Genomic DNA, 24918 nt, shown 5'->3' on the forward strand with positions numbered 1-24918 from the left:
TTGCACCATGCTAGCACAATTCATAAATCACATTGATGCCAAGTTCGCTTTCTTAAAAGAAAAGCGATTATTGTTGGCGTGCAGCGGAGGAGTTGACAGTGTTGTACTTGCGCATTTGTGCATACATTCTGGACTGGATATTACTTTAGCACACTGTAATTTTAATTTAAGAGCAAAAGAAAGTGATGATGATGCGTTGTTTGTTCAGAATCTAGCTGATCAATTGGGGATAGGATGTAAGATAAAATCTTTTGATACGAAGCAATACATCCAAGATCATGGGGGGTCTGTTCAAATGGCAGCAAGAGAGCTGAGATACAAATGGTTTAATGAAATCTTGGATGCTGAAGGTTTTGGATATGTCATGACTGCCCATCATGCTGATGATAGTTTAGAAACTTTTTTAATCAATCTTTCAAGGGGTACAGGAATTGATGGTCTTTCAGGAATTCCAATCAAGAATGGAAGGGTAGTGCGCCCGCTTTTGGATTTTTCTAGAAAAGACATTCTAGACTATGCAAATGCTGAAAGCATTGAGTGGAGAAAAGATAGCAGCAATGCTGAAAGTAAATATCTGCGAAATAAAATTCGTCAAGAAATTGCACCGAAGCTAAAAGAACTTCATCCAACATTTCTGGAAAACTTCAAAAAAACACAAACGCATCTTCATCAAACTAGCACAATGATTCAAAATCATATTGATAGACTTAAGGATGGTTTGTTTGAAAAAGCGAAAGGACATTTCAAAATAAAAATAGAAAGCCTAAACAATTTGGCGCCTCTAGATGCTTATTTGTACCAACTCTTTAATGCATATGGATTTACAGAGTGGAAAGATGTAAAAGGGCTCTTAAGTGGCATGAGTGGTAAAGAAGTCCATTCCCAAACCCATCGTTTAATTAAGGATAGGGAGTATTTGCTTCTTTCCAAAAAAGACGATAAAAACAATGAGGTTTTTGTTGTTTCCGAAAATGATACAAGTATTGATTTTCCAGTTCTGCTAAAGATTGAAGAAGTAAAAGCTATTGAAGAAACGGCTAAAAATGTGGTTTTTTTGGATAAGGAAAAGTTAAACTATCCGTTAATGTTAAGGAATTGGGAAAAAGGCGACTATTTTTATCCTTTTGGGATGAACGGAAAAAAGAAGCTTTCCAAGTTCTTTAAAGATGAAAAAGTGGATGTTCTTTCAAAAGAAAAACAATGGCTTTTATGCTCAGATAAGAATGTTGTTTGGGTAATTGGAAGAAGGTTGGATGAGCGCTATAAAGTTGATGGTTCAACTAAAGATATTTTAAAAATTACATTTTCTGTATGAGATATTTGTTTCTATTCTTAGGTTTCTTCTTTACTTTCTCTACTGTTCAAGGACAATCTGAGGATAATCCTGCCCTTTGGTCCCATGAGGTGAAAAAACTATCAGATACAGAATACGAGCTAGTTTTTAAAGGGAAAATACAAGATGGATGGCATGTATATTCTCAATACACAGCAGAAGGAGGATCACTTCCTAGTGAATTCACTTTTGAAAAGGTTGGTGAAGAGTATGAATTGGTTGGAGAAACTGCAGAAAGTGAAACCATAACGGAATACAGCGATATTTTTGAGGTTGATGAGACATTCTTTAAGAAAGAGGCAATATTTGCACAGAAAATAAAATTGCTAAAGCCGGAGGTAACCCAAGTATCCGTCAATCTATTTTATCAAATATGTAAAGAGGTATGCATCCCAAAAGACGAATTGTTCGAAATCTCATTAAACGGAGGTGTTTTTGTAAACGATAATAAGCAAGTAGATGAGCGCAGTACTTTACTCAGTTCATCTTTAAAGTTGGATTTAAAGAACAAAGAGCTTTTAAATCAGGGTGATTTTGAGAATTTGCAAGGTATGTCCAATCTTTGGATGATTTTTGGGCTTGGTTTTTTGGGAGGACTTATTGCATTATTGACGCCATGTGTTTTTCCAATGATTCCTTTAACGGTCTCCTTCTTTACCAAACAGACACAACAAAAATCCAAAGGAATAGGGAATGCCATTTTATATGGTTTTTTTATTGTATTGATATACTTTTTACTGAGTTTGCCCTTTCACTTGTTTGATTCAGTGGACTCTCAAATCCTAAATACCATAGCTACCAATATTTGGCTTAACGTTCTCTTCTTTGTAATATTCGTGTTTTTTGCCTTTTCCTTTTTTGGGTATTATGAGCTGACCTTACCAAGCTCTTGGGCAAATAAAATGGATGCAGCATCTTCCAAAGTAGGAGGAGGGCTCGGTATATTCTTTATGGCTCTGACCTTGGCAATTGTTTCCTTTTCATGTACGGGACCTATTTTGGGAGGACTTTTAGGAAGTACCACCTTGGCCGAAGGAGATGTGGCCACAAACCTTTCTGCGGGTATGGTAGGTTTTGGTTTGGCATTGGCATTGCCGTTTGCATTATTTGCATTATTCCCCGCGTGGTTAAATTCTTTGCCCAAATCTGGAGGTTGGATGACTACTGTAAAAGTGGTTTTAGGATTTTTGGAATTGGCACTTGCATTCAAATTCCTTTCAAATGCAGATTTAGTTGGGAACTGGGGCATTTTTAAAAGAGAAATATTTTTGGGTATTTGGATTGTCCTATTTATTTTGATGACATTGTATCTTTTTGGGATATTCAAATTTCCACATGATGGTCCAAAACAAAAACTTTCGCTGACTCGAAAATTTGTGGGATTGATAACCGTTACTTTTTCTGGATATTTAATACTGGGTTTACTCAATATTACCAACTTAAAATTACTTAGCGGATTTCCCCCACCTGATTTTTATAGTATAACCGAAACAGAAAGTGATTGCCCATTAGGGTTAAATTGCTTCAAAGATTTTGAAGAAGGAGTGGCATATGCCCAAGAGGTAAACAAGCCTATTCTTTTGGATTTTACAGGCTGGGCCTGTGTCAATTGTAGGAAAATGGAAGAAAATGTTTGGAGTGACTCCAAAATATACCCAATGCTCAAGGATGAATACGTACTCATTTCGTTATATGTAGATGATAGGAAAGAACTACCGGAGAATCAAAAATTTGATTTTGAATATGATTCAGGAAGAATCAAGGCCATTGAGACCATAGGACAAAAATGGGGCACTTTTCAAACCATAAACTTTAATGCAGCTTCCCAACCATATTATGTACTGTTATCCCCAAATCTTGAAATATTAAACGATGCAGTACAATATGTGGATAAGGACGTTTATGAAATGTGGCTTAGATCTGGTCTGGAAAAGTACCAGTTATCGATGAACAAATAACACCTGTATTCTTCTCATTATTTTACCTTTTTTGGAAAAAAGTTTAACTTAGTTCAACTAATTAACTTAACCAAGCACCCCCGTGAAGAAGTTAAAAAGAGTACTTAGAGTACTTGTTCCTATATTACTTGCCCTAATCATTGGTTTATATTTATTCATAAACAGCCTAAAGCCCGATTATGATGGGGAAAAAATATTACCTGGACTGGAAAGTGAGGTAACTGTTTTTTATGACACCTATGGAATCCCTCATATTTATGCTGAAAATGAAAAAGACGCTTTTCGTGCTTTGGGATATGCTCATGCGCAAGATCGTCTTTGGCAAATGGAATTGCTTAGGAGAGTTGCTAAAGGTGGACTTTCTGAAGTTTTCGGAAAGGATTTGTTAGAAACGGATAGATTTTTCCTTTCTCTGGGAATAAGCGATTATACAACCCAAACGGTTTCCAGATTAGACATGGATAGTGATATGGTAATTCTTTCAAATGCATATTTGGATGGTATAAATGAGTTTATAAAAGAAGGTCCTACACCTATAGAATTTTACCTTACAGGATTGGAAAAAACACCCTTTTCACTCGGGGATATCTATAATGCAACCGGTTATATGGCCTTTAGTTTTGCCATGGCCCATAAAACAGACCCGTTGTTGACCAATATTCGAAATCAGTTTGGTGATGACTATGTAAAGGATTTAGCTATTGATTCAGATACTTCAACGGTTTGGATAAATAATTATAAAAGACCAGATGTAGATTCCATTGATATAAATATTATTGGCAGTATTACCTGTGCTTTGAAAAAATTGCCTATACCTCAATTTATTGGTAGTAATAGTTGGGTTTTGGCACCAGAAAAAACTAAAAGTGGAAAAGTAATACTGGCAAACGATCCCCATGTTGGTTTTGCCCAGCCCTCTGTTTGGTACGAAGCTCATATGAGTACCCCTAAATATGAAAAATACGGGTACCATTTTGCGGGCATACCTTTCCCAGTATTGGCCCATGATAGAAATTTGGCCTTTGGCCTAACAATGTTTGAAAATGATGACATTGATTTTTACTTTGAAGAAACTCACCCAACTGACAGCACAAAGTATAAAACCGAAACAGGATGGAAAGAGTATGAGGTTATAAGTAAGAACATTAAGGTTAAAGATAGTGGTGACATCACTTTTACTTATAAGAAGACAAGGCACGGTCCTATATTGAACAATATTGCAAAACAAATCAAAGGAGAACGCCCAATTGCTATGTCATGGATTTATACCCAGGTGGAGAACGAGGTAATAGATGGACTATATGGTATGGGCCATGCCGAAAACATAGATGAATTTGAAGCAGAATTACCCAAAGTGCACGCACCGGGCTTGAATGTAATGTATGGTGATGCAGCCGGAAATGTTGCATGGTGGGCCACTGCAAAACTGTACCAAATGCCTGACAGCATCTCCACCAAATTTGTCCTTGATGGAACCACGGGGAAAGAAGAGCGTCTGGACTACCTTGATTTTTCAGAGAATCCAAGTGCAATCAACCCACCTTGGAATTATGTGTATTCAGCCAATAACCAGCCAGATTCTATTGCTGGAAGGTTGTACCCAGGGTATTATTTACCAGAAAATAGAGCTAGAAGAATCGTACAGCTGCTGGATTCAAAAAGTGATTGGGACAAAGAATCCACATCAGAAATGATACTCGATGTCACTTCAACTGTGAACCCAGCTTTGGTTACAGAGTTGATAAAACTTCTAGATGTTACCAACTTATCCGAAGAGCAATTGGTGCAAGTAGATGCACTCAAGAATTGGAATGGGGAGTATACGCTTGAGAATACAAATGCAGTACTTTATCATAGGTGTGAGTATTATGTTTTAAAAAATACTTTTGAAGATGAATTGGGGGAAGAACAATTCAATCAATTTTTGAGCACACATTTACTTAAACGGCACATAGCTAAAGGAACTAGTATGGAATCTGGTAAATGGTGGGATAATGTCCACACAAAAGATATAGTCGAAACTAGGGATGATATTGTATTAAAATCTTTTGCAGATGCATGGTATTCCTTGATAAATGACTTTGGTGCAGATCCAACCCAATGGACTTGGGAAAAAGTACATACTTTGGAACATGAGCATCCCATAGGCAAAGTGGAATCATTACGAAAGTTTTTTAACGTAGGCCCTTATCCGGTGCATGGTACTAGGGAAGTAATCAATAATATGGCGTTTCCTTATGATAGCACAGGTTTTTATAAGGTCAATTCAGGCCCATCAACACGTCGTATCATAGATTTTTCAGATATAGAAAATAGCATTAGTATTCTACCCACTGGTCAATCCGGAAATCCTTTCAGCAAACACTATAAAGATCAAGCCGAATTGTTTGTCAATGGTAAGTTTAGAAAAATGATGATGAACAGACAGGAAATTGAAAGTAGCGCTGAATCCGTGTTGATATTTTCTAAAGAATAGCCTAAGTGGAACCGAATGTTTAAGAACTATATCTCATATGTTCTTTATGATAGTATAATTATCAGAAATTTATGTTAGTTCTTATGGATTTTCTATTTTTTTGCGCTTCAATAGGTTTAATGATTATAAATAGTATTTTAGTTTAGCTAATTTAAATAAGAATTGTCTTACCCCGGGCACAACCTAACGTAAATTATGATTTGTTTTCCCAAGAATTTTTTAGTGACCGTTCTGGTCTTTGGTGGCTTTATCTTAGGCTACGGCCAAGATGTAGCGCAAGTAAAATATTATAATTTTTTTGACCAACAGGTCGGTGTTGAGAACACGGGACTGTATCAAGGAATTGTGTATGCAGAGCAGTACAGAACAATTAATGAAAAAACCCAATTCTTTAAAAATCGGGACTTTCTTAAAGGTAGTGTCTGTTATGACGGACAGTGCTATTACGACCTGGATTTAAAGTATAACGTCTATGAAGACGAAGTTTTGATGAGGTTAATTACCAAAGCAGGAGGGGGTACAATTAAGTTGTTTAAAGATCATGTAGATAGCTTTGAAATTACTGGAAGCAATTTTATTAAAATTCTTCCAAAAGATGCACCTTCTTTGAATGCTTATGGTTTTTATGAAGTTGCCTTTAGTAATTCACGGTTTACTTTATACACCAAACACGTGAAGAAAAATTTTGAAAGAAAGGATAGGAAATCACTCTATTACGAATTTTTGGAAGGTCAAAGTGAGCATGTCCTTCTTTATAACAATACATATACCATTGTTAATTCCAAGAAAGACATAGTGGAATTATTCCCAACACAAAAAAAGGAAATCGATAAATTCTACAATGTGGCAAGATCACTAAGAAAATCAAACCCAGATGGTTTTCAGGTCAGTCTAATGAAACGCATTGAAATACTATTATCCCGAACCGAAAACCAATCAGGAGAATGAAAAAACTTTTTACCATCATCATGCTTCTTGTAAGCATGCAGTACGCCGTTGCACAAGAAGAAATCCCTAAAATTTCAGTTTCATTTACCAATGTAGATGTGGCGCGGGCACTTGAAATGATTGAGAGCAAAACCGACTATAAATTCTACTATTTGGATGAGTGGCTGGAAAATGTAAAGGTTACGGGTAATTTTCAAGATACTCAGGTAAGCCTAATATTAGATGATTTGTTCAAAAATACCGTGCTGAACTTTTATATTTCAGACGATAAAAAGATATTTCTGATGCAAAACAATCAGATTTATGACTCCCTACCGGATGATTTTTTTGGAGCGCAAGAAGATCAACTTACGGATGAAGAAGCAGGATATGAACAATTAAAAGACCTGGGACCTTTATTTGTTAACTCAAATGATGGTGCAAATAGAGGGTTGGAGGTTGTAAAAATTGGTAGAGAAAACAGGAACAATAGAAGAAGGACCTTCACATTGAGCGGCAAGATAGTTAATGCCAAAGGTCAACCAATACCAGACTTGGCTTTAATTATAAAAGGTAAAGATATTGGAACTTCAACCAATGCAAGTGGAAATTACACTGTAGAGCTTCCTGTTGGCGAGAACATTATTGAAACACGAGGACTTGGTATACAAGACTCCAGGACCAAAGTGATTTTATATAACGATGGAGTTTTTAACTTTCAATTGGATGAAAGTGTTGAGGCATTGGATGAGGTAGTATTGCAGGCCAATCGAGACCGAAATGTAGAAGCAGCTTTAACTGGGGTAACCCTTATTGAAGTTGAAAAAATAAAGAACATCCCCTTGGTTTTGGGAGAAAGAGACATACTCAAGGCTGCGGTAACATTGCCAGGTATTACCACGGCGGGTGAAGGCGCAGCTGGTTTTAATGTAAGAGGTGGAAGAACGGACCAAAACCTAATTTTATTGGATAATGGAGTTATCTATAATCCTTCACACTTTTTTGGAATCTTTTCTGCTATTAACCCTTTTAGTACGGGGTCAGCGGAAATTTACAAGGGAAATATTCCTGCCGAATACGGTGGTAGACTTTCCTCTGTTTTTGATATTACCACAAAGGATGGTAATACCGAGAAATTTGCAGGTGAAGCCTCCATTGGACCTGTAACGAGCAATATTGTTCTTGAAACACCTATAGTTAAGGATAAATCAGCTTTACTGGTTGGAGGTAGAGCTACATATTCAGATTGGATATTACGTTCCCTGGATGACGAACAATTAAACAATAGTACAGCTTCGTTTTTTGATGTGGTTGCAAAATATAACCATACCATAAATGAAAACAATGAGATAAAGGCAACTGGGTATTTTAGCCGTGATGCTTTTAGCATTACTTCAGATTCCATATTTGATTATAGCAACAGATTGGTTTCTTTGAAATGGGACCATAAATTCAGCGAAAAGACAACGGGAAGCCTTATTCTTTCTAATAGTGAATACAAATTTGGAATTGAGTTTGATGGCGAATCCAATGATGATTTTGATTTAGGGTATAAGAATAATGAAACTGAGGTTAAAATAAAGATGAAATACCTTCATAGTGATAAACATAAATTTGATTACGGTATATCTAGCAAACTTTATGTGGTGGACCCGGGAGATATTGTGCCATTAGGGGCCCAGTCAGATGTCTCTTCTTTGACCATACCTCAAGAACGGGGTCTGGAATCGGCAGTTTTTATATCTGATAGTTATGAGGTAAATAAAAAGTTGCTCATAGATATGGGGCTTCGGTTTTCATTTTATGCTGCTCTCGGAGCTTCATCCCAGCGAATTTATCAGGATAACGCACCACTCAATAGCGGTACTCTGGTAGAGACCCAAGAGTTTGATAAAAATGAAGTGATAGAAACGTATGGAGGTCCAGAGGTGCGCCTTTCTGCAAGATATTTCATAAAGCCAGACTTATCAATAAAGGCAAGTCTTAATAATGCCTATCAGTACATACATACATTATCCAACAATACCACGGTATCACCAACAGATACTTGGAAACTATCGGATATAAATATTGAGCCTCAAGAAGCGTATCAGGCATCCTTGGGGTTGTATAAGAATTTTGAAGGCAACAAATATGAATTAAGCGTTGAAGGGTACTACAAACAACAAAAAAACTTACTGGATTATAAGGTAGGTGCCCAGTTATTGCTTAATGAAGCCATAGAGACCGAGGTACTACAAGGGGATGGAAAAGCCTATGGAGTAGAATTTCTATTAAAGAAAAGCGAAGGAAAATTAAATGGTTGGTTAGGCTATACCTATTCACGTTCCTTTGTAAAACTGGATAGTGAGTTTAATGAAGAGCGGGTAAACAATGGAGACTTTTTTCCGTCAAACTTTGATAAGCCTCATGATATAAGTGTAGTTGCCAACTATAAGTTCACCAGAAGGTTTAGCGCATCCGCAAATTTTGTGTATCAGACAGGAAGACCCGTTACTTTCCCTATAGGAAGCTTTTCTTTCAATAATTCAGAGTTTGTTTTTTACAGTGACAGGAACAAGTTCAGAATCCCTGATTATTATCGATTGGATTTGAGCTTTAACATGGAAGGAAATCATAAGATTAAAAAGTTTGCACATAGTTTTTGGAGCTTTTCAATCTATAACGTACTGGGGAGAAATAACCCATATTCTGTATTCTTTGTAACACAAGATGGGGATATAAAAGCATTTCAAAGCTCTATTTTCTCAATCCCAGTGCCTACTATAACCTATAATTTTAAGTTTTAAATGTATGAAACTACTAAAAAAACATTTTTGCTTTTTAGTAGTCATCAGCATTGTTTTGCTATTTATTGGATGCGTTGAGGAATTTATTCCAAAAGCAGGTGAATTTAATGACATTCTTGTAGTTGAGGCTACAGTAACCAATGAAATGAAACATCACAAGATTTATTTGAATAGGACATATTCTTTTGAAGATGAGATTGCGCTTGCGGAAACCAATGCGCAGGTTATGATTCTTGAAGATTCAAACAACCAGCATATGTTTGAAGAATCGGAACCAGGAGTTTACACGTCAATCAATGCGTTCAATGTTGTTCCAGGGGCTAATTATCAACTAAAGATTACCATGCAAGATGGCAGTTCGTTTAGTTCTGATCAAATGACCTTGCCCCAGGGTTCAGCAATAGATAGTTTGTATACGGAACGTATTGTAAACGATTTTGGTGAAGAGGGCATGGGAATTTATGTAGATAATACCAATGCTCAAGAAGGTTCAAAAAACTTTCGATATGAATATATAGAAACCTATAAGGTCATAGCGCCAGATTGGAATTCAGTTGCACTGGTCAATGTACCGCAACCCGTATGCCCCATGGTAATAAAAGAAGGTAGAGAGCGGGAGGAACGTGTATGTTATACTTCAAAGAGTTCCAATGGAATCATATTGGCCAGTACGGATAGTTTTGATGAAAACAGGTTGAAGCGGTTTCTTGTTCGTTTTGTTAACCGGGATAATTACATTTTATCCCATCGCTATAGCATTTTGGTAAAACAATATGCGCAAAGCAATGCCGCACATTGCTTTTATGAAGCACTTAAAGAATTTTCAAGTTCAGAAAGCCTTTTTTCAGAAACACAACCAGGATTTTTAGAAGGAAACCTGCATTCCGATTCTGATAGGAACAAACAAGTACTGGGGTATTTTGATGTATCCACAGTTTCCGAAAAAAGGATTTATTTCGATTATGAAGATTACTTTCCTGGTGAAGAGCTTCCTCCATATGCAGATCCATGTCAAAGATCCATGCCAAAAGTGGCTGCAGGGCATAGTTCGGAACCTAGGTGTATTCTTCCGGTACTTGTGGAGATGGATTTAATACGATATGTAACGGACAATCCAAATTACACGGGCCCTCAATCGGAAGGAGGCCCTTATATAACAGTTCCCCGCGTGTGTGGAGATTGTACGGTTCTAGGCTCAACTGAGATTCCAACATTTTGGGAAGAATGAAAAGAACAAACATCACATATAAGCTTTTATCCTTTGGCGTAGTGCTGAGTTTCACCTTAGAGGGGTGCATAGAAGAATTTGATGCGGAGTTCGAGGATTTTGAAAGTGCTATCGTTGTAGAAGCCACCATCACCAATGAGATGGAACGGCAGCAGGTGTTTTTAAGCCGTACTTACAAGTTTGAAGAAGAAGGACCAACGGCTGAAATCAATGCACAAGTAAGGATAACAGAAGGAGGTAACACCTATACACTGCAAGAAACAGAACCTGGGGTTTACGTTTCTGAACAGCCATTTGCTGCGCAACCAAATACAGCATATCAATTGTTGATTGAAACTCAAAATGGCAGAACATATAGCTCCAATGAAATGACATTGACGGATACCGCTCAAATAGATAATCTAAGCGCAGAACGCATAACCAATGATTTTGGTGAAGATGGGTTAGCTATTTTGGTGGATAGTTTTGATGCAACTGGAAATTCCAAAAACTTTAGATATGAATTTTCAGAGACCTATAAAGTTATAGCTCCTGAGTGGAATGCTTTTGACCTAAAGAGCACTGGAATAGATTGTGGGGTGGATGTAATTCCAAAAATGGAACAAAACCAGGTTTGTTTTGCCTCCAATGTTTCTAATGATATCATTTTGGCCAGCACAGCCAATTTTGATGAAAATAGGATAAGTAAGTTTATGGTGCAATTTGTAAGTGGAAATAACTATATCATCTCCTATAGGTATAGTGTGGAGGTTACCCAATATATATTGTCAAACGAGGCATTTTCATATTTTGAGGCCTTAGACCAATTTTCAAGCACAGAAAGCCTTTTTTCTGAAAGCCAGCCAGGCTTTTTGATAGGCAATGTTTTTTCAGATGACAGCCCAGATGAAAAAGTACTTGGCTTTTTTGACGTAAGTACTGTTTCTAAAAAAAGAATTTTTCTCAACTATGATGACTTTTATCCAGGAGAAGATTTACCACCATATGTAAATCCTTGTTTGGAAATAGCACCTAAATTAATTAGCCAAGGCGGAGCTAGATGTATTCTAAGTGCGTTGGTAGATGCAAATCAAGTTAGTTATTCCAATATAAATGATGACCCTCCTTTTGAAGAAGGTCCATATCTGGTAATACCTCGAGAATGTGGGGATTGCACAGTTTTAGGAAGTAATGAGCAACCTGATTTTTGGATAGAATGAACAGAAGAAACAACATATTCATGTTTGTGGTTGCTTCATTCCCGATGATGTCTGTTTGTTCTTGTATAGAACCCTTTGAGACAACTTTTGAGGACTTTGAAAGTGCTATAGTTGTAGAAGCAACTATCACCAACAAGCTTGAAAGGCAACGTGTGTTTTTGACACGGACTTTTGAGTTTGAAGAAGACGGGCCATCCCCTGAGACCAATGCAAATGTTAGAGTAGAAGGTGGCGGCGAGGTTTTTATTTTTCAAGAAAGTACCCCTGGGTTGTATTTGTCGGTACAGGCTTTTGCGGCTCAAGCCAAAACCGATTATCAATTACATATTGAAACTCAAAACGGAAGATTGTATAGTTCAGACCAGATGGCATTTTCCCAAGCTACACAAATAGATGATTTACGGGCAGAACGCATAACAAATGATTTAGGGGAAGATGGCGTAGCTATTTTTGTAGATAGTTTTGATGCTAATGGGATTTCTGTAAACTATCGTTATCAGTATGAAGAAACCTTTAAGGTGATTGCACCTTTTTGGACACCAAGAAATTTAGAGACTGCAAGTCCGGAAGAGGCTACTGAACCCTGTGATGTGAAGATTATACCAGATCAAGAATCTGAGGAGACCTGTTTTGCAACTGATTTTTCAAATACAATAATTCAAACAAGCACTGGCGATCTATCAGAAGACAGATTAAGTAATTTCATGGTTCGTTTTATTAATAGGAATAATTACATCATATCACATCGCTATAGTGTTTTAGTAAGGCAGTTTGTTCAGTCTAATGCAGCGTTTACATTTTATGAAACGCTAAATGAATTTTCAGGTAATGATAGCTTTTTTTCTGAAACGCAACCAGGATTCCTAGAGGGAAACATTTCTTCAGATACAAATAGAGATGAAAAAGTATTGGGTTATTTTGATGTGGCACCTGTGTCAGAAAGACGCATATTCTTCAATTATGAAGATTTGTTTTCCGGGGAAGAACTTCCTCCATATGTTAACCCGTGTCAGCCAATTGCCCCAGTTATATCAAGAGGTGACCCCCCAGTATGTGTTTTGAGTAATTTGGTAGAGAATAATACGGTCAGGCTTTTGATTGAGAATGACAACCCAAATCTGGCTCAAATGGAGGGACCCTATTTTGTGGTACCCAGAATCTGTGGAGATTGTACTGAAATTGGTAAAGCGGAAACACCTGATTTTTGGATAGAATGAACAAAGGAAGAAACATAGTAAAACTTACTGCGACCTCATTTTTAATGGTGTCCGTTTGTTCCTGTATTGAACCTTTTGAGGCTAAATTCGAAGATTTTGAAAGTGTTTTGGTAGTGGAGGCCACCATTACGGATCAGCTTGAACAACAGCGCGTATTTTTAACGCGGACTTTTGAATTTGATGATGATGCCCCTTTTCCAGAATCCAATGCAAATGTTAGTGTTGAGGGAGGCGGTAATGTTTTTGTCTTTCAAGAGAGTGTTCCTGGTTTGTACTTATCAACCCAAGCTTTTGCCGCTCAGCCTAATATCAACTACCAATTGCGTATTGAAACTAAAAATGGAAGCTCATATAATTCACAACAAATGACGTTGACTCAAGCAACGCAAATAGATGACCTGCGTGCTGAACGTATTTCTAACAATCTGGGAGAAGATGGTGTAACTATTGTGGTGGACAGTTTTGATTCAACCGGAAATTCAGTTAACTATCTATATCAATATGAGGAAACCTATAAAATTATAGCTCCAGATTGGGCTCCTTTGGATTATGTAATTCGGAATCAAGAGGGTGTAGATATGTTAGAACTGATTCCAAGAAGTCTGGATGAAAGAATCTGTTATACTACGGATGTCTCAAACTCGATTATACTGGCAAATACTACAAATTTGAGCGAAGATAGAGTGTCCAATTATATGGTAAGGTTCATAGGCAGTAGTAATTACATTCTATCTCATCGCTATAGTATTTTGGTTAAACAGTTTGTATTGTCTAATGCCGCCTACACTTTTTATGAGAGGCTAAATCAGTTTTCGGAAAACGAAAGTCTTTTTTCAGAGAACCAGCCTGGTTTTTTGGAAGGGAATATTTTATCAGAGGATACTAGGGAAAAAGTATTGGGTTTTTTTAGTGTGAGCAGTGTATCAGAAAAACGAATATTCTTTAATTACGATGATTTATTTCCAGATGAAAGATTACCGGAATATGTGAATCCATGCAGACCTGTTGGAGTTGGGACAGGTTTATTGGAGCAAGTAAGAGCGGGTGTGGTAAAATATTTTGGAACCATTGTGAATAATGTTACAGGAGAAGTTGAAACTGCAGTAGTGCCTAGGGTATGTGGGGATTGTACCGTATTGGGATCTTCTGAAATACCAGAATTTTGGATAGAATAATTATGATTAGAAATAGACATTTTCTTTTAGTTGCGATATATTCAACATTGTTGATGACCTCCTGTATTGAAACCTTTGAAGCCACTTTTGAAGACTTTGAAAGTGCCATAGTTGTAGAAGCAACTATTACAGATAAACTGGAACAACAACGAGTGTTTTTGACCCGTACTTTTGAATTTGAAGATGATGGCCCGTCTCCGGAAACCAATGCAAGTGTTAGGGTAGAGGGTGGCGGTAATACTTTCGTTTTTCAAGAAAGTACGCCAGGTTTATACATATCTACCCAGGCTTTTGCAGCTGAACCTAACACAGATTATCAGTTACGTATTGATACTCAAAACGGGAGGTCATATAGCTCAGAACAAATGACGTTGCCCCAAGCTACACAAATAGATGATTTAAGGGTAGAACGCGTTACCAATGATTTAGGAGAAGAAGGAGTGGCTATTTTGGTAGATAGTTTTGATCCTGCAGGAAATTCGGTAAATTATAGGTATCAGTATGAGGAAACCTTTAAAATAATTGCCCCGTTCTGGACACCCAATGATTTGGAAAGGACACCTGCAGGGATTGCTACCGAAATTTGCCAAGTAAGTATCATTCCCGACGAAAGATCTGAAGAAACTTGTTTTGACACTGATTTTTCAAATACAATAATTCAAACAAGTACTAAAGATTTAGCAGAGGATAGGGTAAGCAATTTCATGGTTCGCTTTATCAGTAGAGAAAATTATATCATTTCACACAGATATAGCATATTGGTCCGTCAATTCGTCCAGTCTAACGAAGCATTTACATTTTATGAGACACTGAATGAATTTTCAGGGAATGAAAGTTTTTTTTCAGAAACGCAACCAGGGTTCCTAGAAGGAAACATTTCTTCTGATACCGATACTGATGAAAAAGTACTGGGTTATTTTGATGTTGCATCTGTAGCTGAACAGCGATTATTTTTTAATTATTCAGACCTGTTTCCTGGAGAAGAGCTTCCACCATATGTGGATCCCTGTAATTTAAGTGCTCCTCCATTTAGAACTCCTGGAAATCCTCCAAGATGTATTTTAGCTGTTCAAACGGACCTTGGTTTAGTCAGTTATGCAGGCAATAACGATAGTGCAGGACAGAATGAAGGCCCATATTTTGTTGCGCCAAATGTATGCGGAGATTGTTCTGAAATTGGTAAAGTAGAAGTTCCTGAGTTTTGGATTGAAGAGTAATTATTTATATGACAATAATAATGATGATGGATTTTTTAATCATTTTTAAAAATAGATTTTTGGTTGTTTTGGCCGGCGTATTACTTTACGGTTGTATTGACCCATTTGATGCTGTATTTGTCGATTTTGAAAGTGCAGTTGTAATTGAGGCCACTATAACGGATGAAATGAAACAACAACAGATTTTTTTGTCCAGAAGCTATGAGTTCGAGGATGAAGGCCCTTCTGCGGAACCTAATGCAACGGTAAGCGTTAGCGACGGCACGGGTAATACATTTTCTTTTGAGGATACTGGGAATGGTGTCTATGTTTCTACACAAGCCTTTGCCGCAGAACCGGGCAAAGAATATCAACTTTCCGTGACAACTCAGGATGGCAGAAGTTATGGATCGGAGGTAACAGAAATAACATCCTCAACAACTCTTGATGAAATAAAGGCCGAAAGGATAACAAATGATGATGGAGTAGATGGTATGGCCATTTTAGCGGACAGTTTTGATCCTTCAGGAAATGCCAAGAATTATCGATATGAGTACCAGGAGACGTATCGCATTATTGCTCCTACTTGGACTCCTACCTCGTTAGTTGGAGAACCTGGTGGAGGTTGCGCATTGCTCAAAGTACCGAATACAACAGATGATGAAGTATGTTACACAACAGATTTTTCCAATAGAATTATTATTACTTCTACAGAAGATCTAGCAGAGGATAGGGTGAGCAATTTTATGGTACGATTCATTAGTAGGGACAACTATATAATTTCACATAGATATAGTATTTTGGTAAGACAATTTGTTCAATCAAATGAGGCTTTTACTTTTTTTGAAACACTTAATGAGCTTTCAGGTTCGGAAAGTCTGTTTTCGCAAACACAACCTGGTTTTTTGCAAGGAAATGTATTCTCAAATGACAATAGAGATGAGCGTGTACTTGGTTTTTTTGATGTGAGTTCGGTTTCAGAAAAACGTATTTTTTTCAATTTTGATGATTTTTATCCAGGGGAGCCACTGCCTCCATACATAGAATCATGTAGATTTAGTTCTCCGCCTATAGCTTCTCCTGCAGGGTGTGTGTTACGCCCACTTATTGAGAGTGGTGCGGGGATATATGCAGGTGATAATGGGGAGCCTTTAGATGGTGAAGGACCTTTTTTTGTTGTACCTAGAGTATGCGGGGATTGTAACGTTTTGGGAGCTACAGAAATTCCAGATTTTTGGATTGAATGATAAAAAAGATGAGAACATATAGTCTATTGATGATTATTGCAACAGCATGGCTGTTCAATGGCTGTATTGACCCTTTTGAAGTAAATTTCGTTGACTTTGAAAGTGCATTGGTCATAGAGGCTACTATTACCGATCAGTTGAAGCCACAACAAGTTGTGCTCACAAGAACCTATGAGTTTGAAGAAGATGGTCCTTCTGCCGAATCCAATGCAAATGTAAGTGTAAGTGATAGTGCGGGGAACACGTTCAATTTTCAAGATACTGGCAATGGGGTCTATGTTTCTACACAGGCCTTTGCGGCCCAATCAGGAATGGCTTATCAGCTTTCCGTAACAACTCAGGACGGCAGAAGTTATCAATCAAGCACTACTCAGTTAACCCCGGCAGCTACAATTGATGATATCAGGGCAGAAAGAATAACAAATGATAATGGGGAAGACGGAATGGCCATTTTTCTGGATAGTTTTGACCCTTCAGGAAATGCCAAGAATTATCGTTATGAGTATGAAGAAACCTATAGGATAATCGCTCCAGAATGGAACCCTCGATCCTTAATAGGGGACCCTGCTGGAGGCTGTGGCGTGCTTAAAATACCAAACAGTACAGATGAAGAAGTATGTTATAGAACTGATTTGTCAAATGCTATAATACTTACTTCTACAGAAGATTTAGAGGAAGACCGAGTAGCTAACTTTATGGTGCGTTTCATTAACAGGAACAATTATATCATTTCACATAGATATAGTATTTTGGTAAGACAGTTTGTACAGTCCAATGAAGCGTATACCTTTTTTGAAACACTCAACGAACTTTCGGGTTCAGAGAGCTTATTTTCGCAGACGCAACCTGGTTTTTTACAGGGTAATGTTTTTTCAAATGAAAATAGAGATGAGCGCGTGCTTGGTTTTTTTGATGTAAGCTCGGTTTCAGAAAAACGTATTTTCTTCAATTTTGATGATTTTTATCCGGGTGAATCTTTACCACCGTATGTAGAACCTTGCCAACCAAGTGCTCCACCACTTGTTAATCCTAGTGGGATCTGTGTCTTGCGACCAATTATAGACAGCGGTGCAGGAATATACTGGGGAGATAATGAACCACCTGGGCAAAACGAGGGACCTTTCTTTATTGTGCGTCGTATTTGTGGCGATTGCAAGGTGCTAGGGTCTCCGGAAGTACCTGATTTTTGGATAGAATGAATAGAGGAACATCTAAATACCGACAAGTGTGGGTCATTTTAATGACATGCTCCCTAATGGGTTGTGTTGAGCCCTTTAATACCGAGTTTGAGGATTTTGAGGATGCTTTTGTTGTGGATGCCACTATAACGGATGAAATGAAACGACAAGAGATTCTATTGACCAGAACATATAGACTTCAGGATGACGACACGCCCAACGAAGTTGGTGCAAGGATTATGGTAAAGGATGACATAGGGAACGAATTTCTTTTTGAGGAAGCAGATTTTGGCAGATATGTCTCCAATGTTACTTTTGCAGCGGTTCCAGACAGGGATTATCAATTGTATATTACGGCAAGAAATGGTAGAGAATATTGTTCAACAACAATGCAATTACCACAAGAAAGTACCTTAGACAGCCTTTATGCCAATCGTATAATCAATGATTTTGGAGAAGAGGGAATGGGTATATTTGTAAATACTTCTAATCCATTAGGTGATTCAAACTTTTACAGGTATGAATATGAAGAGACTTATAAGGTCATAGCTCCCAGATGGAATAAGAAAGAATTAGAGGTTGTAGATGAAAGTGATGGAACAACTTCGATAATACTTGTTCCAAGATCTTTGGATGAACGGGTGTGCTACCCTAAAAATGTTTCAAATCGCTTTATTTTAACTGATACTGATGACTTCGATACGGGAACAGTAGATAATTTTATGATTAAGTTTATCGAGCAAAATAATTTTATAACCATACATCGATACAGCATTTTGGTACGGCAGTTTGTACATTCCATGGAAACCTATAATTTTTTGGAAACCTTAAATGCATTTTCTATTTCTGAAAGCTTGTTTTCTGAGACCCAACCAGGTTTTTTAGAAGGCAATATAGCTGCAGAAGATAATTCTACTGAAAAAGTACTTGGTTTCTTTGATGTAGCTGCTGTATCAGAAAAACGTATTTTTTTTGGCTATCGCGATTTCTTTCCAACAGAAAGAATTCCTGACTATATTGAACCCTGCATAGAGAATGCACCCAGAAATGGGGTTACAGATTTGATTCGCTGGGACTTGATAAAATATATTAAAGATAATGAAGGGGAGTTTCCAAATGGTGGACCCTACATTACTGTTCCACAGGTTTGTGGAGATTGCACCATATTAGGCACATCAGAAGTGCCAGATTTTTGGATAGAATAAAACAGAATTATGAAAAAACTTACAATTACAATCATTTTATTGGCTCTTGTTTCCTTGGGTCTAAAAGCTCAATCAACAGCAAATGTCAACTTGACGAACATTCCACAGGAAAGTGTTTATCTGCATTACAATGAATCTTTCTTGTTCTCTGGAGAACATCTGTTGTATAAGTTTTATAGCTTGGATAATGTCAATAGAAAACTCAGTAGCATCAGTAAAATGGGTTATGTTGCTTTAGTAGACAAAGAGGGAAATGCAGTTTTTAAACATAAAGTACGCCTCACAGGTGGTTCGGGCTATGGCAATTTTTTTGTACCTACTTCCGTTCCCACAGGTAGTTATAGGTTATTAGGCTATTCGGAATGGATGAAAAACTTTGGGAAAGAACATTTCTTTCAATCAGATATCTATATTGTTAATCCGTACCAAGCCACTCCGGATTCTTATTTGGAGCAACCAATAGACTCCTTACAAGCAGTTGTTTCCAAAAAGAGCACTCTCATGCCGCTAAATACAAATGTACCCGAAGTTAACAGTTCCTTTGTCAGTTTGACTATTGACAAACCTACAGCAGGGAAAAGGGAAAAAATGGTATTGAATGTTTCTGGTATAGATGCTGCTGCCAATAATGGCAGTTATGCTATTTCCGTGAGAAAAATAGACTCTTTTTCGGCACCTGCTCAATTAACTTCAGGTACATTTTATAAAGAGTTGCTTAAAAAAGGTTCCACAGGCGTTAAGACAGGAATTGATGCTAAAATACCTGAGTTAAGGGGTGAAACGATTACTGGGGTAATTAGAAATAAAGAAACAAAACTTCCAGTTAAGGATAAAAGAATATCCTTGTCATTACCTGGTGATAAGTATTTGCTCAAAGTGGCCAATTCTGACGACGACGGGAGATTTAGATTCATCGTTGATAGAGAATATGACAATGCAACAGCTGCTATTCAAGTTTTGTCAGATGATTGGGATCTTTATGAAATCAGTATGGATGAAGAAAAAATTGATTCCGAAGGAATGGAGTTTACAGATTTTGTTCTTACCAAAGAAATGAAAGACTATATGCTTGAAAAAAGCATTCAAAACCAAATAGAGAATGCTTATCAAGAAGTTAAGGCTGATGCTATTACCCCTGCAAGCCATGTGCAGCCTTTTTATAGAAAATTTACAACAGTTTATGATTTAGATGATTATACAAGATTCAATAGTATACCAGAAACTATAGTTGAGGTTGTAGATCAAGTTGGGATTAGGAAATTGGATAATGGCAACCGAGTTTTTGAAGTTAGACCAGAAATTGGCTATACAGATGCTAGTCTTTTACCAATGGTTTTTGTTGATGGTCTTTTTATTAAGAAGCACGAAGATTTTATGGATTATAGTGCCAAGAAGATCAAAACAATAAGCTTTTCAAGAGATAAGGTTATTTTAGGGTCACAGTTGTTTCAAGGTATTATCTCTTTTAAAACAATTGAGGGTGGTTTTTACGATGATTTTTTTACTCCCCATATTGTGAATGTGGAACTGTTTAAACCGCAATCCAATAAGGAATATTTCTCACAGGAGTATTCAGATGAAGGAAAGCAAGATCGTGTCCCCGATTTTAGACATCAATTGCTTTGGGTTCCTAAATTGGATATATCTAATGGAAAAAAAGAAGTAACATTTTACACATCTGATGTAGCTGGGGATTATGAGTTGGTTCTAGAAGGGTTTACGTCAACTGGAAAGCCGGTATCCGTCAAAAAGAAAATTGTGGTTAGATAGGATTAAATACATTGCGCATCTTATCTAATATGATTTTTCTTTTAAACCTATATGCTCGTAAAAGTTTATGGCAGTGCGGTTTTTGGTGTTGAAGCTACAACAATAACCGTAGAAGTAAATGTGAACAAAGGAATAGGTTACCACTTGGTAGGCCTTCCAGATAATGCTATAAAAGAAAGTAATTATCGTATTGCGGCAGCACTTCAAAACAATGGTTATAAAATCCCTGGGAAGAAAGTCACCATCAATATGGCTCCGGCCGATTTACGAAAGGAAGGTTCTGCCTATGACCTAACTTTGGCCTTGGGAATACTTGCAGCTTCCAATCAAATACAGTCCAAGGATATAGATAAGTATTTAATTATGGGCGAATTGTCATTAGATGGCGGGCTACAGCCTATAAGAGGCGCATTGCCTATTGCCATAAAAGCGCAAGAGGATGGTTTTAAAGGATTTATACTGCCAAAGGAAAATGCAAAAGAAGCTGCCATTGTTGGGGATTTAGAAGTTTATGGGGTTGAAAACATTATAGAGGTAATAGATTATTTTGATACTGATAAACCTATAGAGCAAACCAAGGTAAATACAAGAGAAGAGTTTTTTAAGTGTTTAAACTTTCCAGAATTCGATTTTTCAGATGTAAAGGGACAAGAAAGTATAAAACGTTGTATGGAAATTGCTGCAGCGGGAGGGCACAACATTATTTTAATTGGACCACCAGGAGCAGGAAAGACCATGTTGGCCAAACGATTGCCATCTATCCTGCCACCAATGACCTTATATGAAGCATTGGAAACCACAAAAATTCATAGTGTAGTTGGTAAAGTGAAGAACATGGGATTAATGAGTCAACGCCCTTTTAGAAACCCACATCATACCATTAGCAGCGCTGCTTTAGTGGGAGGGGGAAGTTATCCTCAACCTGGAGAAATTTCTTTATCTCACAATGGCGTTTTGTTTTTGGATGAACTTCCGGAGTTTGAACGGCGTGTGTTGGAGGTGATGCGGCAACCCATGGAGGATAGGGAAGTAACCATTGCAAGAGCAAAATTTACGGTAACCTATCCCAGTAGTTTTATGTTGGTTGCTAGCATGAATCCCAGTCCTAGCGGATATTTTAATGACCCTAATGCTCCTGTAACCTCATCACCAATGGAGATGCAGCGATATTTGGGTAAAATTTCAGGTCCTTTATTGGACAGGATCGATATTCATATTGAAGTCACTCCAGTACCTTTTGAAAAGTTATCGGATGAAAGAAAAGGGGAGAGTAGTGTTGAAATTCGAAAAAGAGTAATAGTTGCACGGGATGTTCAAACGAAAAGATTTTCCAATTTAGAACAGGTGCATTACAATGCACAAATGAATACCAAACAGATCAGGGAGTTTTGCGTTTTGGACAAGGCTTCCAAAGAATTGCTCAAAAACGCTATGGAGCGATTGAATCTTTCAGCCAGAGCGTATGACAGAATTCTAAAAGTAGCAAGAACAATAGCTGATTTAGAGAATACCGAGAATATATTGGTTAATCATATATCAGAAGCAATTCAATACCGAAGTCTAGATAGGGAAGGGTGGTTGGGGTAGATAGAACTATGCCATCACCTTCTTCAATGCTTGAATAAAAACCTCCATTTCCTGCATGGTTCCAGTACTTATCCGAGCCCAATTGTACATGGGAGGGAAAGGCCTTCCTATAAGTACATTTTCCTTTTTCATGGCAGCATTAATTTCGTGGATATCTCTACCTGTTTTAAAAAACACAAAATTAGTATGTGATGGCATGTATTCTAGGCCCATTTCTGAAAAACGGCTGTATAAATAGTTTTTAGCCTCAGTATTTTTTAACAAGCTAAACTTATAGAAATCATCATCTTTCAGTGCCATTTTAGCAGCTTCAATGGCCAATATATTTGTGTTGGCCATTACACTGGATTTTAATCTATCCGCAATGTCAGGCCTTGCAACAAGATAACCAATGCGAAGTCCGGCCATACCATAAACTTTAGAAAAAGTTTTGGAAACAATAATATTACGTCCTTTTTTAACCAATTCCACCATGGAAGGGTAGTCGGGTTCTGTAATGAAATCATAGTAGGCCTCATCACTAAATATCATGGCTTTGTTGTCCATTGATGTACAAAAATCCGATAACTCAGATTTGTTCAACAAAGTACCAGTAGGATTATTGGGGTTACAGATAAAAATAAGGCCAGTTCTATTATTAACCCTTTTGGCCATTGCTTCAAGATCATGCTCCATATTCGCATTTACGGGTACTCTATGTACATGTGCTCCAAAATTCTCTGCATATCTCAACATGGCTTGAAAGGTAGGATCAGCTGCAATGATTTCTCTACCACCAAGACCATATGTAAGTCCTGTTGCATGGAGTCCTTCTGTAGAACCTCCAGTGACAACAATATGATTTTTGGGCACACCTTCTTTTTCTGCAATCATTTCAACCAGTTCTGACAATGCCTTAAAGGGGTAACGACATGCTACATCAAAAGCTTGGGTAATAGCTGTCCTAACCTCTTTGGAAGGTCCAAAGGGATTTTCATTGGAATTTAGTTTTACTACACCATCTACCTTAAAAGGCCTTGCCTCAAAATCTCTAGCGATAGTGTCTAATGGCCCTAAAAGAGCAAAACCACTTGATAATCCTACGATCTTAAGCCAATGTCTTCTATCTATATTTTTCATATCCAACGAATTATGGTCAAAAAGGTACAAAAAATAAATAATTGGCAGCCCTTACAGCAATATCGAATAATAAGAAAATTAGGCTTAATTAAAGGAGGTGGATAGCGTGATACTCATGTTTTTTTAAGATATGACGAAGCTCCACTTCATGCTAAAACAAACACTCTTGAACAAGCTTTTAAGTGACATTATACCAAAATGGCTGGAACTAGGTATCGTAAGTTTAGTATTACAGATAAAAGAGAGTAGCATTGTAAATATTTTTTAAGTATTTCATTCTCAATTTCTTAAGTAAACTATAAAATTGACTCTAAAACATCAAAAATTAAGTTAATTCTTTCATTTTCTGTACTTTAAGAACAGCTTTACTCTACTTTTGCACCCGTTTTCTGAAAAAGAGTATAATATGCAATGTGTGGAATTGAACCCCGTAGGAAATTTTGATCCATGGGAACAGGATAAGATAGATGAATTACTGCACCAAGAGATAACCCATTCACTTGGGGAACGATTGGTGTTTGAAAATGAAAGTGTAAAACTTTGGGATTTACATCTTGACCCAGGAGCGCGCATACCGTTTAGAAACCATAATGCCAATTATAGTTGGGTTTGTACCACGGGAGGTCTAGCATTAACACGTCATGGAAATGGTAAAATAAACATGGTTAAACTAGACCCAGGAGATACAGAGTATTGGGAATTCAAGGGTAAAAAATACGTCAATGATTTAGAAAACATTGGCGAGGAGCCCATTATCATCAATATTTTGGAATACAAGGAAAACAATGTGGGGAAACAACTTCTATTTTCCGATTAAATTGCTTTTATGTTTGCCTTTAAACCGGTCACTATCCCTAAGATATTCTCTACCGTATCTTCTAAATAGTATTTTATTGCTAAATGCGGAATTCTTACTGTTGTAAATCCATTCTTAAAAGAGTGCATAGCTTCTTCTAAGTCATTTATTGCCTGTTCGTGGGTAATCATGTTATAATCATTGTCAATTTCAATGTTAAGTTTTACCCTAGATATTGCAATATCCACAGATTTTTTTCCATCCCACCATTCTAACATAGGATTGGCGCCAGCAACTTTTAGTGCGTAAAAAAGTTGAATGGCCTCAACAGAGGTATTATTATCTAGAATGATTTTTTTAATTAGTCGGGTATGTCTCTCACAGAGTTCAACGCCTAAAGAACCCATGGATTCTTTATGCTGTTGATACCCGATAGCTTTATCACAGTCCTTACACTTCATGAGTATCGGTCAAGTTTAGGTCAATTATTTGATTTGGGACTATTATAACTTTGACAT

At 37.3% G+C, this 24918-nt stretch carries 18 protein-coding genes; 16 read left to right on the forward strand and 2 right to left on the reverse strand.

What is annotated here, in order from left to right:
* Positions 1-7 precede the first annotated feature (7 nt).
* The 15 genes from tilS to LV704_RS17125 all read left to right on the forward strand — a co-directional run bounded on the left by tilS (position 8) and on the right by LV704_RS17125 (position 22485).
* Positions 8-1315, forward strand: a complete 1308-nt coding sequence (tilS, locus tag LV704_RS17055) for a tRNA lysidine(34) synthetase TilS (RefSeq protein ID WP_163422556.1) — start codon at positions 8-10, stop codon at positions 1313-1315.
* The gene (locus LV704_RS17060; protein WP_163422555.1) at positions 1312-3291 is read left to right on the forward strand and encodes a protein-disulfide reductase DsbD; all 1980 of its coding nucleotides are present in this window, start codon (positions 1312-1314) and stop codon (positions 3289-3291) included. The genes tilS and LV704_RS17060 overlap by 4 nt, the downstream gene beginning before the upstream one ends.
* An 82-nt stretch (positions 3292-3373) precedes the next feature.
* A complete protein-coding gene (locus tag LV704_RS17065; RefSeq protein ID WP_163422554.1) occupies positions 3374-5767 on the forward strand; it encodes a penicillin acylase family protein in 2394 nt (797 codons plus the stop codon).
* A gap of 195 nt (positions 5768-5962) precedes the next feature.
* On the forward strand, positions 5963-6715 hold the full coding sequence (locus LV704_RS17070; protein ID WP_163422553.1) for a hypothetical protein: 753 nt from the start codon (positions 5963-5965) through the stop codon (positions 6713-6715).
* On the forward strand, positions 6712-9483 hold the full coding sequence (locus LV704_RS17075) for a carboxypeptidase-like regulatory domain-containing protein (protein WP_163422552.1): 2772 nt from the start codon (positions 6712-6714) through the stop codon (positions 9481-9483). The genes LV704_RS17070 and LV704_RS17075 overlap by 4 nt, the downstream gene beginning before the upstream one ends.
* Before the next feature lie 4 nt (positions 9484-9487).
* Positions 9488-10711 (forward strand): DUF4249 domain-containing protein, encoded by a 1224-nt coding sequence (locus LV704_RS17080; protein ID WP_163422551.1) that lies wholly within the window; start codon positions 9488-9490, stop codon positions 10709-10711.
* Positions 10708-11910 carry a DUF4249 domain-containing protein gene (locus tag LV704_RS17085; protein ID WP_163422550.1) on the forward strand — a complete coding sequence of 401 codons (1203 nt, stop codon included), beginning with the start codon at positions 10708-10710 and terminating at the stop codon, positions 11908-11910. The genes LV704_RS17080 and LV704_RS17085 overlap by 4 nt, the downstream gene beginning before the upstream one ends.
* Complete coding sequence (locus LV704_RS17090; RefSeq protein WP_163422549.1) at positions 11907-13127, forward strand: DUF4249 domain-containing protein; 1221 nt, start codon at positions 11907-11909, stop codon at positions 13125-13127. The genes LV704_RS17085 and LV704_RS17090 overlap by 4 nt, the downstream gene beginning before the upstream one ends.
* Complete coding sequence (locus LV704_RS17095) at positions 13124-14302, forward strand: DUF4249 domain-containing protein (RefSeq protein WP_163422548.1); 1179 nt, start codon at positions 13124-13126, stop codon at positions 14300-14302. Before LV704_RS17090 ends, LV704_RS17095 begins: the two co-directional genes overlap by 4 nt.
* The gene (locus tag LV704_RS17100; RefSeq protein WP_163422547.1) at positions 14290-15519 is read left to right on the forward strand and encodes a DUF4249 domain-containing protein; all 1230 of its coding nucleotides are present in this window, start codon (positions 14290-14292) and stop codon (positions 15517-15519) included. Before LV704_RS17095 ends, LV704_RS17100 begins: the two co-directional genes overlap by 13 nt.
* Before the next feature lie 20 nt (positions 15520-15539).
* Positions 15540-16745, forward strand: a complete 1206-nt coding sequence (locus LV704_RS17105) for a DUF4249 domain-containing protein (protein WP_233782073.1) — start codon at positions 15540-15542, stop codon at positions 16743-16745.
* Between the two features lie 8 nt (positions 16746-16753).
* Entirely contained in the window at positions 16754-17944 is a 1191-nt protein-coding gene (locus LV704_RS17110; RefSeq protein WP_163422545.1) for a DUF4249 domain-containing protein, read from the forward strand.
* Complete coding sequence (locus LV704_RS17115) at positions 17941-19128, forward strand: DUF4249 domain-containing protein (protein ID WP_163422544.1); 1188 nt, start codon at positions 17941-17943, stop codon at positions 19126-19128. Before LV704_RS17110 ends, LV704_RS17115 begins: the two co-directional genes overlap by 4 nt.
* 9 nt (positions 19129-19137) lie before the next feature.
* Positions 19138-20898, forward strand: coding sequence for a hypothetical protein (locus LV704_RS17120; RefSeq protein WP_163422543.1), 1761 nt, complete (start codon positions 19138-19140; stop codon positions 20896-20898).
* 51 nt (positions 20899-20949) lie between these two features.
* A complete protein-coding gene (locus LV704_RS17125; protein ID WP_163422542.1) occupies positions 20950-22485 on the forward strand; it encodes a YifB family Mg chelatase-like AAA ATPase in 1536 nt (511 codons plus the stop codon).
* Between the two features lie 6 nt (positions 22486-22491).
* Here LV704_RS17125 and LV704_RS17130 read toward each other — a convergent pair whose 3' ends face one another.
* Entirely contained in the window at positions 22492-23604 is a 1113-nt protein-coding gene (locus LV704_RS17130) for a histidinol-phosphate transaminase (protein WP_163422541.1), read from the reverse strand.
* Positions 23605-24010: 406 nt separating this feature from the next.
* Between LV704_RS17130 and LV704_RS17135 the strand changes: the two genes are divergently transcribed.
* Positions 24011-24421: a hypothetical protein gene (locus LV704_RS17135; RefSeq protein ID WP_163422540.1), complete on the forward strand. Its 411-nt coding sequence runs from the start codon at positions 24011-24013 to the stop codon at positions 24419-24421.
* Here the strand turns inward: LV704_RS17135 and LV704_RS17140 are convergent.
* Positions 24418-24861 (reverse strand): hypothetical protein, encoded by a 444-nt coding sequence (locus LV704_RS17140; RefSeq protein WP_163422539.1) that lies wholly within the window; start codon positions 24859-24861, stop codon positions 24418-24420. The genes LV704_RS17135 and LV704_RS17140 overlap by 4 nt on opposite strands.
* Positions 24862-24918 lie beyond the last annotated feature (57 nt).

The organism is Flagellimonas sp. CMM7, from assembly GCF_021390195.1.
In the GTDB taxonomy this organism is placed as follows: domain Bacteria; phylum Bacteroidota; class Bacteroidia; order Flavobacteriales; family Flavobacteriaceae; genus Flagellimonas.